General features: G+C 63.3%; 10 protein-coding genes and 1 tRNA gene. 4 read left to right on the forward strand and 7 right to left on the reverse strand.

Annotation, left to right across the window (positions count from 1 at the left end; translation table 11 throughout):
- Window positions 1-469: 469 nt before the first annotated feature.
- The 4 genes from ABSB13_RS14805 to pgsA form a co-directional block, all read right to left on the reverse strand.
- Window positions 470-1,156, reverse strand: a complete 687-nt coding sequence (locus tag ABSB13_RS14805) for an SOS response-associated peptidase (RefSeq protein ID WP_428109935.1) — start codon at window positions 1,154-1,156, stop codon at window positions 470-472.
- Window positions 1,156-2,841, reverse strand: coding sequence for a phosphoglucomutase (alpha-D-glucose-1,6-bisphosphate-dependent) (pgm, locus tag ABSB13_RS14810; RefSeq protein ID WP_428109938.1), 1,686 nt, complete (start codon window positions 2,839-2,841; stop codon window positions 1,156-1,158). The genes ABSB13_RS14805 and pgm overlap by 1 nt, the downstream gene beginning before the upstream one ends.
- Before the next feature lie 86 nt (window positions 2,842-2,927).
- Window positions 2,928-3,003: transfer RNA gene (locus tag ABSB13_RS14815), tRNA-Gly, on the reverse strand.
- Window positions 3,004-3,055: 52 nt separating this feature from the next.
- Window positions 3,056-3,637 carry a CDP-diacylglycerol--glycerol-3-phosphate 3-phosphatidyltransferase gene (pgsA, locus tag ABSB13_RS14820; protein WP_428109940.1) on the reverse strand — a complete coding sequence of 194 codons (582 nt, stop codon included), beginning with the start codon at window positions 3,635-3,637 and terminating at the stop codon, window positions 3,056-3,058.
- A 214-nt stretch (window positions 3,638-3,851) separates the two neighbouring features.
- On the opposite strand from pgsA, the gene nadB reads away from it, so the two are divergent.
- Both nadB and ABSB13_RS14830 read left to right on the forward strand, forming a co-directional pair.
- Window positions 3,852-5,483, forward strand: a complete 1,632-nt coding sequence (nadB, locus tag ABSB13_RS14825) for an L-aspartate oxidase (protein ID WP_428109942.1) — start codon at window positions 3,852-3,854, stop codon at window positions 5,481-5,483.
- Window positions 5,438-6,103 (forward strand): 2-hydroxychromene-2-carboxylate isomerase, encoded by a 666-nt coding sequence (locus ABSB13_RS14830; RefSeq protein WP_428109945.1) that lies wholly within the window; start codon window positions 5,438-5,440, stop codon window positions 6,101-6,103. The genes nadB and ABSB13_RS14830 overlap by 46 nt, the downstream gene beginning before the upstream one ends.
- Window position 6,104: 1 nt before the next feature.
- Here the strand turns inward: ABSB13_RS14830 and clpA are convergent, their stop codons facing one another.
- Window positions 6,105-8,447: an ATP-dependent Clp protease ATP-binding subunit ClpA gene (gene clpA / locus ABSB13_RS14835; RefSeq protein WP_428109947.1), complete on the reverse strand. Its 2,343-nt coding sequence runs from the start codon at window positions 8,445-8,447 to the stop codon at window positions 6,105-6,107.
- 16 nt (window positions 8,448-8,463) lie between these two features.
- Window positions 8,464-8,844 (reverse strand): ATP-dependent Clp protease adapter ClpS, encoded by a 381-nt coding sequence (gene clpS, locus ABSB13_RS14840; RefSeq protein ID WP_428109949.1) that lies wholly within the window; start codon window positions 8,842-8,844, stop codon window positions 8,464-8,466.
- A gap of 157 nt (window positions 8,845-9,001) precedes the next feature.
- Between clpS and ABSB13_RS14845 the strand changes: the two genes are divergently transcribed.
- Window positions 9,002-10,192, forward strand: a complete 1,191-nt coding sequence (locus ABSB13_RS14845) for a GNAT family N-acetyltransferase (protein ID WP_428109952.1) — start codon at window positions 9,002-9,004, stop codon at window positions 10,190-10,192.
- Between the two features lie 21 nt (window positions 10,193-10,213).
- Here the strand turns inward: ABSB13_RS14845 and ABSB13_RS14850 are convergent, their stop codons facing one another.
- Window positions 10,214-11,542 (reverse strand): DNA recombination protein RmuC, encoded by a 1,329-nt coding sequence (locus ABSB13_RS14850; protein WP_428109954.1) that lies wholly within the window; start codon window positions 11,540-11,542, stop codon window positions 10,214-10,216.
- A 149-nt stretch (window positions 11,543-11,691) separates the two neighbouring features.
- Between ABSB13_RS14850 and ABSB13_RS14855 the strand changes: the two genes are divergently transcribed.
- Entirely contained in the window at window positions 11,692-12,930 is a 1,239-nt protein-coding gene (locus tag ABSB13_RS14855) for an ArsA family ATPase (protein WP_428109957.1), read from the forward strand.
- Window positions 12,931-13,296: the final 366 nt, after the last annotated feature.

Here is a 13,296-nt window from a genome sequence, read left to right on the forward strand (position 1 = left end):
GGCGCGGCGACCCGCGCTGCACCGCGGTCTCGCTCTTTGCGGACCCAGGGGTTCTCGGTCTGCCGCGCCCAAGTTCAAATCCATCTTGCGATGCTGACGGCAAGATACAAGGGGTCACCCCTGCCGCCCGCCGCGCAGGCGATTCTTCCTTCGTTCGTGGATGAACTAGTTCAGCCTGCCCCGCGCCGATATCGCGTGCTATCCGTACGCTATGGTCAACCGCCAGGATATCCCGTGCTCGCCCGGCTCGCCCAAAATCGCGCGAGCCCCGCATCCGGCAGAAATAATTTTTGACGGAACGAAACTACCCTTAGAGCGGAGCCGTCCCAAAACCACTACAGGTGGTAGAATTTGCCCTTTCCAGCTCGATTCGATCGCTCAGATTCGCATCCATCGCAGTCTGACTTTCGCGTCGAGCGCGCGTTCTATTGACCTTCGCCGACCGCCTGCCCGCTTCGGATCGACCGACTCAGTGGAGAGTCTGTCCGGCGGGCTCCAGCAGCTCGGGCGAATCGTTACGTACATTGTTGATCTTGGGCGAGACCGGAGTCGCGATCAGCAAGTCAGCGGGCGCGGGAACCAGCAGCCGCTTGAGCGCGAGCGCGTCCGCCGCGCGCGGATCCATCCAGTCGTCGGCGTCGCGATCTGCCAGTATCACCGGCATCCGATCGTGATACTGCCCGACCACGGCGTTGGCCGTCGTCGTGATAATCGTGAACGTCGTCTCCCACACGCTCGGCTCCTTCTGCCACGCCTCGTAAAGTCCGGCGAACAGGACCAGCCTGCCATCGTCGCGATGGAACCAGGCCGGCTGTCGCGCGGTCTTCGGCCCGGTCCATTCGAAGAATCCATCGGCCGGCACCACGCATCGCCGCTTGTGGAACGCGTCGCGAAATGCGGGCCGCGCCTCGACCGTCTCCGACCGCGCGTTGATGCATTTGGCGGCCATGCTGGCGTCTTTCGCGCCGCTCTTGACCAGGCCCCACCTGGCGGGAATCACTTCGCGATTTTCGTACTTGATCCTGACTATGAAATGTTTCTGCATCGGCGCGACGTTGTAGCGCGGCCGATAATCGACGAACGAGTCCGCCGGGACGCCGAGCTCGGCCGCGAGCGAATTGCCGTCGCGGCGCGTGATTGTGAATCGTCCGCACATCAGTTGCCGCCGGTGGGCGCCGAGGCCGCCGATTGCGCCTGCTTGAAGACTCGCGCGATGAGTTCCTGCGCCTCGGCCTGAATCCGATGCAGATGCTCCACCCCGCGAAAGCTCTCCGCGTATATCTTGTAGACCTCTTCGGTGCCCGACGGACGCGCCGCGAACCATCCGCTCTCCGCGATCACCTTGATTCCGCCGATTGCCGCTCCGTTGCCGGGCGCCACGGTCAATGTCTTGACGATTTTCTCACCCGCAAGTTCGCGCTCATTGAGTTGCGCGGGGCTCAGCTTCTTCAGAATTTCCTTCTGCGCTGGCGTAGCGGGCGCGTCGATACGCTCGTACGCCGGCGCACCGAACTCGCGCGTCAGGTCGTTGTACGCCGCGCCGGGGTCGCGCCCCGTGCGCGCGGTCATCTCGGCCGCCAGCAGGCCCAGGATGAGTCCGTCCTTGTCTGTGGTCCACACGGTTCCATCGGTGCGCAAGAACGACGCGCCGGCGCTTTCTTCGCCGCAAAATCCGACCGAACCATCGATCAGCCCGTCCACGAACCACTTGAAGCCCACCGGAGTCTCGACGAGCTTGCGTCCGATGCTCGCCGCGACGCGATCGATCATGGCGCTGCTCACCACCGTCTTGCCGACCGCCGCATCTTTGCGCCATCGGGTGCGGTTGCGGAACAGGTACGAGATCGCAACCGCGAGATAGTGATTCGGATTCATCAGTCCGCTCGAGCGAGTGACTATTCCGTGCCGGTCCGCGTCGGTGTCGTTGGCAAACGCGACGTCGAAGCGATCGCGAATCGCCAGCAAGCGCGTCATCGCGTACTGCGACGAGCAATCCATCCTGATCTTCCCGTCCCAGTCGGCGGTCATGAAGCGAAACGTCGGATCGACCACGTCGCTGACCACCGTCGCCTTGATTCCGTACTTTTCGATCACCGCGGGCCAGTAATGCACCGCGGCGCCGCCGAGCGGATCGATTCCGATCTGCACGCCCGCGCCGCGGATCGACTCCATGTCGACGACGTTGCCCAGGTCGCCGACGTAAGCGCCGATGTAATCGTGGCGATGAACCGTCGCCGCCGTGCGCGCCCGCTCGTACGCAACGCGCCGCACCCCGGCCAGCTCGGCCTTGAGAAATTCGTTGGCGGTATTCTGAATCCAGTCGGTGACCGTGGAATCAGCCGGGCCGCCGTTGGACGGATTGTACTTGAAGCCGCCATCGCACGGCGGATTGTGCGACGGCGTGATCACGATCCCGTCCGCCAGCCCGCTCTTGCGCCCGCGATTGTAGGTCAGGATCGCGTGCGAGATCGCCGGCGTCGGCGTGTATCCCCCCGCGCTATCGACCATCGTCTCGACCCCATTGGCAGCCAGCACTTCGAGCGCGCTGGCCAGCGCCGGGACCGAAAGCGCATGCGTGTCCATCCCGAGGTAGAGCGGACCGTTGATATTTTGACTTTTGCGATAGAGGCAAATCGCCTGGCTGATCGCCAGGATGTGCGCTTCGTTGAACGCGCTGTCCAGCGAGGAGCCGCGATGCCCCGAGGTGCCGAACGCGACTCGTTGCGCAGGAATGCCTGCGTCGGGCTTGCAGGCGAAGTACGCGGTGATCAACCGGGGGATATCGACCAGTTGCGATTGATCGACGGGCTTTCCGGCAAGCGCGCTTACTTTCTCGGCCATGGAGTAGAGACCTCGTCTCCCGCTGCGATGTGCAATCGATTCCCCGGGATTGCGCAACCGGGAGAGGCCGTCTGTGGCGATTTACATGGAGCGGGTGATCGGTTTCGAACCGACGACCTCGTGCTTGGCAAGCACGCGCTCTACCAACTGAGCTACACCCGCTCTCCAAACCGGCGCGATGAATCCATTTGATTATCCGGCGCGCCGGCGCCTGTCAAATCGCCGCCCGCTTGCCCGCCGCGGCGATTGGTTTTGGCCGCAGCGCCACGACCACGCGCACATAGTAATCCACGCACGACCACACGCTCACCGCCATCGCGATCCACAGCACGAACATCCCGGCGGCGAAGAAATCGACGTGCCAATACGTGTAATGAACCAGCAGACCCTCAATCGCGATCGACTGCAACGCCATCTTGTACTTGCCCAGCTCCTCGGCCGCCACGATCAACCCCTCGGCCGCCGCCACCGCGCGCAGTCCCGTCACCATTATTTCGCGCGTCACCAGCACCACCACCATCCACGCCGGCACGTGCGGCGTTCGCGCCATCCCGGCCAGCATGATCAGCACCGTCGCGACCACCAGCTTGTCGGCCATCGGATCGAGAAACTTGCCGAGCGTCGTGACCGAGTCGTAATTGCGCGCGAGGTAGCCGTCGAAAAAATCGCTGACCGTTGCGATCAGGAACACCCCGGCCGCAAGCCACGAAGCGGCCGGCCCGCTGTACATCAGGATCCAGATCAGGATCGGCGCGGTTGCGATCCGCAGCAGCGTGACAATATTTGGCGGCGTCATCGGCACGGGCTTGGCCTGTCTTCAACTCTACGAAACTGCGCGGCGAAGGTTTCGTTTTTCACCGCAATCCCACCTTCGAGAATATTTGAATCGATTCAAGGTGGCAAATCGCAGCCGCTCGATCGCCTTGACTGGCCGAGCGCAGACCGAGTAGCGTCATTTTGACACAACGCGCGCTTCGCGACTCTCCCGCCGGCGCGACCGAGGCCACCTGATGAGGCATAATGCGCAACTGTCCACCGACTTCCTGGTTATCGGCGGCGGCATCGCGGGCCTGACCTTCGCAATCAAGGCGGCCGAAGCCGGCACGGTCACCGTCCTCACCAAGGCCGGCAGCTCCGAGGCCAACACCGCCTACGCGCAGGGCGGCATCGCCAGCGTGTGGAGCGTCCACGACTCGTTCGAATCGCACATCGAGGACACGCTGCGGGCGGGCGCCGGCTTGTGCGATCGCGCCGCGGTCGAGACCATAATTCGCGAGGGTCCCGAGGCGGTGCGCGAATTGATCCGGCTCGGCACTCGCTTCACCCGGGTCGAGGCCGGCGGCCACGACGACAGCGAACAGGAGTACGACCTGGGCCGCGAGGGTGGGCATAGCCATCGCCGCGTGCTTCACGCGCAGGATCTGACCGGCCGCGAAATAATGCGTGCGCTGACCGAGGCCGCCGCCGCGCGGCCGAACATCCGCACTCTGGAAAATCACATCGCGGTCAATCTGCTGGTCGAGAATCCCACCGCGGGAAAGCCGGGCGCATGCTGGGGCGTCTACGCGCTCGACCGCGGCACTCACGAAATCCGCAAAGTGATTTCGCGCGCCACGATGCTGGCGACGGGCGGCGCCGGCAAGGTCTATCTCTACACCACCAATCCCGATATCGCGTCGGGCGACGGCGTCGCGATGGCGTATCGGGCGGGCGCGGCGGTCGCCAACCTCGAGTTCTACCAGTTCCATCCCACCTGCCTGTATCATCCCGCCGCCAAGTCGTTTCTCATCTCGGAGGCGCTTCGCGGCGAGGGCGCGATTCTGAAATTGCCCGACGGCACCGCGTTCATGAAGCGCTACCATCCCGACGCCGAGCTGGCGCCGCGCGACATCGTGGCGCGCGCCATCGACTCCGAGATGAAACGTCACGGGCTGGACTTCGTGTATCTCGATTTGAGCCACCGCGACGCCGATTTCATCCGGCGGCGGTTCCCGAATATCTTCAAGGGATGCTTGAGCTTTGGATATGACCTGACCAAAGGACCAATTCCGGTGGTGCCCGCGGCGCATTATATGTGCGGCGGCGTGCAGACCGATCTCGACGGACGCACCTCGATCCCGCGCCTGTACGCGGCCGGCGAGGTCGCGATGACCGGGCTGCACGGCGCCAACCGGCTCGCCTCGAACTCGCTGCTCGAGGCCGCCGTGATGGGCCGGCGCGGGTTTGCCGCGGCGCGCGATATCGTCGCATCGGGAGGCGGCGCGCCGCCTGAGTTTCCGGAGTGGGATCCCGGGCGCGCGATCCGCAGCGAGGAGCGCGTGATGATCACCCAGAGCTGGGACGAGATTCGCCGCCTGATGTGGAACTACGTCGGCATCGTGCGCAGCGACCGGCGACTCGAGCGCGCGCTTCGCCGCATCGAGTTAATCAAGGAGGAGATCCACAGCTACTACTGGGACCACCTGCTCGACGCCGACACGATCGAGTTGCGCAACCTGGCAAAGGTCGCGGAGCTGGTCGTGCGATCCGCGATGACCCGGCGTGAGTCGCGCGGCTTGCATTACAACATCGATCATCCCGAAACCGGCGGCCCCGAATGGGTGCATCCGACCGTGCTGCAAAAATTCGCTCAGCCGATCTGAAAATTGCGCGGCGCGGGATCGATCTCATGCAAGCGGATGAAGTGAAGATGTACTCGGACTACAAGAGTCCGTTCGCCTATCTCGCATTCGATCCCGCCTTCGCGCTCGAAAATCGATTTCGGATTCGGCTGCGATGGATTCCGTTCCAGCTTCGAATCAAGGGCAAAGGCGAGCGCAGTCTCTACTCCGAACACAAGGCGCGATACTCGTATCTCGACGCGCGGCGATGGGCCAAGCCGCGCGGCCTGGTCATTCGAGGGCCGTCGAAGGTTTACGACACGACGCCGGCGCTGATCGGCGGCCTCTTCGCGGAAAAGCACGGCCGCCTGCTCGATTACAGCCGTCGAGTTTTCGAGATGTTCTTTCGCCGCGAACTCGAGGCCGACCAGCCCGACGCGGTCGCGGAGGTAATCGCAAGCCTCGGCATGTCTGCCAACGACTATCGCAAATATCTTTCAGGCGAGGGCACCATCGCCTATCAGCGCGCTCAGGACGAGGCCGCTGCCGACTACGTGTTCGGCGTGCCGCTGTTCTTCTTCGACGGCGAACCGTTCTGGGGTCACGACCGCCTCCCGATTCTCGAGCATCGCCTCACCGAAGCGGGATTGACGGTTAACTAGATCACGCCACCGGCGCGGGCTGACGCGTCGGATTGGGCTCGTACGAAAACGCGAGCTTGTCGCCGTCGAGGTCCGCCGTCGCTTTGCCGCCCTTCGTCAGCTTGCCGAACAGCACCTGGTCCGCAAGCTCGCGTGCAATCTCGTTTTCGATCAACCGCCCCAGCGGGCGCGCGCCGAAGCGCGGATCGTGACCATGTTCCGCCAGCCATTTCTTCGCCGCCGGCGTCACCGTAAGCCGGACCTTCTGCTTGTCGAGGCGCTCCTGCAGTTCCGCGATGAACTTGTCCACCACCCGTTCCATAACCGGAGGACTGAGCGGCGCGAATTCGATCGTCGCCGACAGCCGGTTTCTGAACTCCGGCGCGAACATCCTCTCGAGCACGTTCTTGGGATTTCCCTGGCCGGTTCCGCCGTGGAAGCCGATCATCGCGCGCGACAGTTCTTGTGCGCCCGCATTAGTCGTCATCACGAGAATCACGTTGCGGAAATCCGCCTTGCGCCCGTTGTTGTCGGTGAGCGTGGCGTGATCCATCACCTGCAACAGGATGCTGAACAAATCGGGATGCGCCTTTTCGATCTCATCGAGCAGCAGCACGCAATGCGGAGTCTTGTTGATCGCGTCGGTGAGCAATCCGCCCTGATCGAAGCCGACGTATCCCGGCGGCGCGCCGATCAAGCGCGACACCGTGTGCCGCTCCATGTACTCGCTCATGTCGAAGCGGATGAACTCGACGCTCATCACCTTCGCGAGTTGCCGCGCGACTTCGGTCTTGCCCACGCCCGTCGGTCCGGCGAACAAAAACGCGCCGACCGGCTTGTCGGGATGGCTCAGCCCCGAGCGCGCCAGCTTAATCGCGCGCGCCACCGAGTTGATCGCCTCGTCCTGGCCGAAGACCGCCTGCTTCATATCCTCGTCGAGCGTCTGCAGCCGTCCGCGATCGGTCGCCGACACCGTCCGCTCCGGAATCTTCGCCATCCGCGCCACCGTCCGCTCCACGTCGCGGGTGCCCACCGTCGCCGGTTCCGTCGTTGCGGCGCCGCGCAAATGCCCCGCGACTCCGGCCTCGTCCATCACGTCGATCGCCTTGTCGGGCAGGAACCGGTCGTTGATGTATCGCGCCGACAGTTCGACCGCCAACCTGATCGCCGAATTCGTGTAGCGGACGTTGTGATGCTTCTCGTAGTACGACTTGATGCCATTGAGTATCTGCACCGTCTCGTCCTGCGTCGGCTCGACCACGTCGATTCGCTGGAAGCGCCGCGCCAGCGCTTTGTCCTTGTCGAACGAGCGCTTGTATTCCTGGTAAGTCGTCGATCCGATACATCGCAGGTCGCCCGACGCCAGTGCGGGTTTGAGCAGGTTGGACGCATCCATCGTCCCGCCGGAAGCAGCTCCCGCGCCGACTATCGTGTGAATCTCGTCGATGAACAAAATCCGCTTCGAGTCGCCGACCACCGCCTTGATGACCGCCTTCAGCCGCTGCTCGAAGTCCCCGCGAAACCGCGTCCCCGCCAGCAGCGCGCCCATGTCGAGCGCGTAGATCTCGACGCCCTTGAGCGCGTCGGGCACATCGCCCTTATGAATTGCCAGCGCCAGTCCCTCGGCCAGCGCGGTCTTGCCGACCCCTGCCTCGCCCACGAAGACCGGATTGTTCTTGCGCCGGCGCAGCAGCACGTGCACCGCGCGCTCGAGTTCTTTCTTGCGGCCGACCAGCGGATCGATTTTTCCGTCCGCCGCGCGCTTGGCCAGGTTGATCGCGTAAGTATTGAGCGCCTTCGACGGCGACAGCTTGCGCTCGCCTTCTTCGTCGCCGCCTTCGTGCTCATGTCCCTCGTGATCGATCGAGTCCTTGTCCGATTCCTCGCCGTCCTCGTCGTCTTCCGCGCCCGCCTTCGAAACCCCGTGCGAGATAAAATTGATCGCGTCGAAGCGCGTGACGCCCTGCTCCTGCAGAAAGAAAATCGCCGGCGATTCGGTTTCATGGAACATCGCGACCAGCACGTTGCCGCCCGTGATTTCCTGCCGCCCCGCCGATTGCACGTGCAACGCCGCCCGCTGCAGCGCCCGCTGCACCCCGATCGCGTAGCGCGGCGACACTTCCTCGTCCTTGGGCATCCGCTCGACCTGCTCGTCGAGGTAATGCGCCAGCTTGCGCCGCAGCCCGTCCAGATCGGCGCCGCAATGTTTCAGTATCTCGGTCGTCGTCACGTCGTGGAGCATCGCGAACAGCAGATGCTCCAGGCACACGAACTCGTGACGCCGGTTGACGGCTTCGCTCATCGCGAGTTGCAGCGTCACCTGCAGTTCGCGGCTGATCATGATGTTGTTATTCGACGCAGCCATCGATGCTATCGCCTGCTCACTCCTTTTCCATCACGCACTTGAGCGGATACTCGGACTCACGCGCGAGTTCTTCGACGGTATGCGTCTTGGTCTCCGCGACTTCGAATGGATATACGCCCGCCACGCCCATCCCGTTCTGATGCACGTGGAGCATGATTCGGGTCGCCTCGGCATGCTGCTTGTGAAACACCGCTTTCAACACTTCGACCACGAACTCCATCGGCGTGTAATCGTCGTTGAGCAAGATGACCTTGTACAGCGGCGGTTTGGCGGTCTTCGACTTGGTGCGGGTCTTGCGCTCGGTGGCGATATCGCCGCCGCCAGGCCGGCCATCGCCGTCGCCGTCAGCGCCGGTGATTCGCGCCGAAAACATCCGCTTGCGCACGAAATCTACCATCGCACCTCAGTCGCTCGGAGCGCCTCACTCCGTCTGACGTATATAATACCAAATTCGAGCAGGGCTGGTGAGCATCCGGCAAAATTCGATTCGGTTGCGATAAGTCTGATATTTTGACCGTTGTGATTTGCTCACGCGATGGGATTGAAACTTTGCCATGAATGATTCCGCGCCCAGGCTCGAAGTCGCGATCGTCGAGGGAATCGACAAAATTCCCCAAGCGGCGTGGGACGCCCTGCTCGCCCCCGACGATTCCCCGTTCGTCGAATGGGATTGGCTGTATGCGATGGAGCACTCCGGATCGGCTGCGCGCAGCACCGGATGGGCCCCGTATCATCTCGTGGTTCGAGAGCTGCGCCGAAAACGAATCGTCGCCGCAGCCCCGCTCTACCTCAAAACTCACAGCATGGGCGAGTTCGTCTTCGACCATGGATGGGCCGACGCGGCCGAGCGCGCCGGCATCGGCTACTTCCCCAAGATTCTGGTCGGCGTGCCGTTCACCCCGCATACCGGACGCCGATTTCTGACCGCGCCGGGCGCCGATCGAGCCGGCCTCATCAATCTGCTCGGCCTCGCGCTCACCTCCATCTGCGAGGACAACAAGCTGTCGAGTGTGCACGTCAATTTTTGCCAGCCCGACGAAGCTGCCGCGCTCGCGCCGATCGGATTCATGGAGCGGCTCGGCTATCAGTACCATTGGCATAACGCGGGCTTCGCGACCTTCGACGATTATCTCACCCGCCTCAAGCACAAGCGGCGCACCGCCGTCCGCCACGAACGCGCCGCGATGGACGAACAGGGCATCCACATCCGCGTCGTCGCGGGCGAAGAAATTCCCGATCGGATGTTCCCCGAGATGTATCGAATCTATTGCTCGACGATCGAAAAGCTTTACTGGGGCCGTCGCTATCTCACCGAGGAATTTTTCGACCTCATCGGCAAATCCTTCAAGCGCAACATGGTTTTCATCGGCGCGTACGCGGGACGCGAACTGATCGCCGGCGCCGTCAACCTGGCCAAGGCCGGCGTGATGTACGGCCGCTATTGGGGATGCCTGCGCGAGGTCCGCTTCCTGCACTTCAACGTCTGCTACTACGCCGGCATCGAGCACTCGATCCGCAGCGGCATTCAGCGTTACGAGCCCGGCGCCGGCGGCGAATACAAATGGCTGCGCGGCTTCGACCCCGCACTCACCCGCAGCATCCACTACGTCTCCAACCCGGATCTCAGGCGCGCAGTTGCGGGCTTCCTCAAGCGCGAGCGTCACGAAGTCGAGCGATGGATCGTCGCGGGCAAGGAGCGCAGCCAACTCAAGCCCCCGCCCCCGTCGGACGCCGAGCTCGAGTAAGTGAAAAACGCCAGCGCGATTTCACCCCTTCCTCGGTTCGTCAATCATCGACGCCGGAAGCTCGCGCCTCGCGGTCTCGATAAACTCCGCGTCCGCGATCTCTTGTTTGCTCGCGACGCCGAGATCCCGGAACTTGCGCGCGGTGACCAGAACTCGCGACTCCAGCGAGCTCAGCGTGCGGTTGTATTCGCGCAACGCCCTGTCCAACGCTCCGCCCAAGTCGGCGAAGTACCCTGCCATCGTCGCGATTCGCTCATGCAGCTCCTGCCCGAGCGCGCTGATGCGCTCGGCATTTTCGGCGAGTCGCTCCTGACGCCAGCCGTAAGCGACCGCGCGCAGCACGGCGATCAGCGTCGTCGGCGAGGCGAGCACGACCTTCTTCGCGGCGGCGTCCTCGATTAGCGCGGGATCCTGTTGCAGCGCCGCGCTGAAGAACATCTCGCCAGGCAGAAAAAGAACGACGAATTCCGGCGTCGGCTTCAGCGCGTCCTGGTACGACTTCGAGCTAAGCTGCTCGACGTGCTTGCGGATCTGTGATGCGTGCTCCTTGAGCTTGATCCTGCGCGCCGCATCGTCCACCGCTTCCAATGCTTCCAGGTAAGCCTTCAGCGGCGCCTTCGAATCGACCACCACATTCTTTCCACCGGGCAGGCGCACAACCATGTCGGGGCGCAGCAACCCGTCATCGGTCGTGACGCTTTCCTGCTCAAAGAAGTCGCAATGGTCGGTCATTCCGGCGATCTCCGCCACGTTGCGAAGCTGAACTTCGCCCCATCGGCCTCGGACCACGGGCGTTTTGAGAGCGTCGACCAGCCTGCCGGTCTGTGCGCCGAGCGACTCGAGCTGAGACTTGAGATTCCCCTGCGACTCGCGCCGATCGTTCTCGATTCTGCGCAGTTCGCCGTCGAGCTTGGTCAGCGACTCGCGCGCCGGCTTGACCAGTTCATCGATCGACTTTTGCCGCGCTTCGAAATCCTTGCCCGCCGTTTCGCGCTCGGCGCGGAACTTCTCGTCGGCGCGCTTGATAAAGTCATCCGACGTGGTGCGCAGCGCATCGGCCGCGAGCAATTTGAACGTGTCCGTCAGTTTCTTTTCCGCGTCATCGAGCAGCGCGCGTTCCTGCTCGATTCTCTCTTTTGCATTCCTGAGCTCCGTGTCTGCTGCGACTTTTTCTGACTGCGCTATCGCCAATTTGTCGCGCAGTTCGCCAAGCTCCCTGGCAAGGTCTTCGCGCTGGGCGCGTTCCTGCGCCGCCGTCGCGATCGCGCCGGCGGCGTTTGCGCGCGCAAAGAGCCATCCAATCAACGCTCCCAGCGCCACGCCGGCAATCAATGCAGCAATCAATTCCATCCCTGGTTCCCCCGCGAGGATTCTATCCCCCATCCGCGAAGCCGTCTAATCGACTGCCGGCATTCTTACAGCTCGCGAGGACAACCGTTGTCCTGCGATGCGCCCGGGCGCCGCGCCTGCTATCGTGACCCTGAAAACGGAGCTGATACTTGAAAGACCTGCTCACCAAGGGCTCGATTCCGATTCTGCTCGGCACCGGCGGCGTCGGTAAGACGACGGTTGCCGCTGCGCTGGGACTGGCAGGCGCATCCGCCAATCTCAACACCGCGGTGATAACCGTCGATCCTTCCGAGCGCCTGCGTGACGCGCTCGGCCTGGCGCACCTGGGCGGCCTGCCAACCCGAATCGGCGGCCGGCAGCTTGCCGCGGCAGGACTCGACCGCCAGCTTCGGCTCTCCGCGATGATGCTCGACGTGACGGGCGCCTGGGACGCCATCGTCGAGCGCCTGGTTGCCGACCCGGCGACGCGCCGCAGAATTTTCGACAATCCATTCTACAAAAGCCTGACCGCCGAGTTCGCCGGCTCCGAGGCCTTCGCCGCGCTCCAGCAACTTTACGATCTCCATCAGACCGGCGCCTTCGAGCTCGAAGTCGTGGACACTCCCCCCGCGTCGCACTCCTTCGAGTTCCTGCAGACGCCCGCGCGGTTCATTCGCCTGCTCGATTCGCGGACGGCGCGATGGCTGTTTACGCCGTCGCTCTCTGCCGGGCGGATTGCGATGAAGGTCGCCAGCAAGGCCGCGCGATTTGTCGTGCGCGAGCTCGAGCGCTTTGCCGGTGCCAACGTGCTTTCGACCATCACGGATTTCTTCGCCGCCGCCGCCGAGAGCATGGACGCAATTATCGATCGTCTGCACAAAACCGAAGCGCTGCTGCATTCGCCCGCCGTCCGGTTCGTGATGGTGACGACGGCGGAACCCGATCGCATCCGCCAGGCGCGCGAGCTGCTCGGCCAGATGGACTCCGAGGGGCTCAAGCTCGCCGCAATAGTGATCAATCGGTTCCTCGACGAGCGCACCTGGTCGGCCATCGCGGATTCGGCCGAGCGTCCGTTGAGTCATCTCGCGGAAATTTCGGAATTGAGTTCGTCGCTCACCAGAGACGACGGGAACGGCGCCGGATTCGGCCGGCTGGTCCATCACTTCGAGGATTATCGCGACCGGACCCTCGACGACATCGAGCGCGTCGCGGCCTTCGCGCGCGAACTTCCGCCCGGCGTCAAGCTCGCAATCGCGCCGGAAATCGAAGCCGGCGTGCGCGACCTGGCCGCGCTCTCGCGCGTCTCCCGCTACGTGACCTCAGGCACCGCGATTCTCAAACCGCTCGAGGCGGCAGCATCGCGACTGCGCATTTTTCAGGGCACCGGTGGCGCGCACCTTGTTCAGTGAATGTGCAATGTGCCGGCTGTTGTGCCGATCCCCGTCCCCAGCATGGCGCCCGCACATTGCACGTTCACTGAAAAAAGGCTTGCTGTGTTACCGATGCCCGCAGCATCCTCGACGCGGGCACATTGCACGTTCACTGAAAAAGCACGTTGCCTGAAAAAACACGTTCACCGAAAAAGCCGGCTGTGTTGGCGATGCCCGCACCTTGCACGACGCGGGCACATTGCACGTTGCCTGAAAGGACCGGAGTGAGTCTGTAAGCCGGGTTCTGTGCCCTTGCGGGCGGCGATCATTCCTCTAGGCCGTCGATTGCTCGCCGGCTCATGCGACCATACCCGAGGCCTTAAGAGCGGGCCGCTCAGCCTCCTA

This window comes from Binatus sp. (SeqCode) (genome assembly GCF_050013435.1).
Lineage (GTDB): Bacteria > Desulfobacterota > Binatia > Binatales > Binataceae > Binatus.

Bases quoted from the DNA above. Each gene is read 5' to 3' on its own strand.
- ABSB13_RS14805 (WP_428109935.1), bottom strand. From the start codon at position 1,156: ATGTGCGGACGATTCACAATCACGCGCCGCGACGGCAATTCGCTCGCG.
- pgm (WP_428109938.1), bottom strand. From the start codon at position 2,841: ATGGCCGAGAAAGTAAGCGCGCTTGCCGGAAAGCCCGTCGATCAATCG.
- pgsA (WP_428109940.1), bottom strand. From the start codon at position 3,637: ATGACGCCGCCAAATATTGTCACGCTGCTGCGGATCGCAACCGCGCCG.
- nadB (WP_428109942.1), top strand. From the start codon at position 3,852: ATGAGGCATAATGCGCAACTGTCCACCGACTTCCTGGTTATCGGCGGC.
- ABSB13_RS14830 (WP_428109945.1), top strand. From the start codon at position 5,438: ATGGGTGCATCCGACCGTGCTGCAAAAATTCGCTCAGCCGATCTGAAA.
- clpA (WP_428109947.1), bottom strand. From the start codon at position 8,447: ATGGCTGCGTCGAATAACAACATCATGATCAGCCGCGAACTGCAGGTG.
- clpS (WP_428109949.1), bottom strand. From the start codon at position 8,844: ATGGTAGATTTCGTGCGCAAGCGGATGTTTTCGGCGCGAATCACCGGC.
- ABSB13_RS14845 (WP_428109952.1), top strand. From the start codon at position 9,002: ATGAATGATTCCGCGCCCAGGCTCGAAGTCGCGATCGTCGAGGGAATC.
- ABSB13_RS14850 (WP_428109954.1), bottom strand. From the start codon at position 11,542: ATGGAATTGATTGCTGCATTGATTGCCGGCGTGGCGCTGGGAGCGTTG.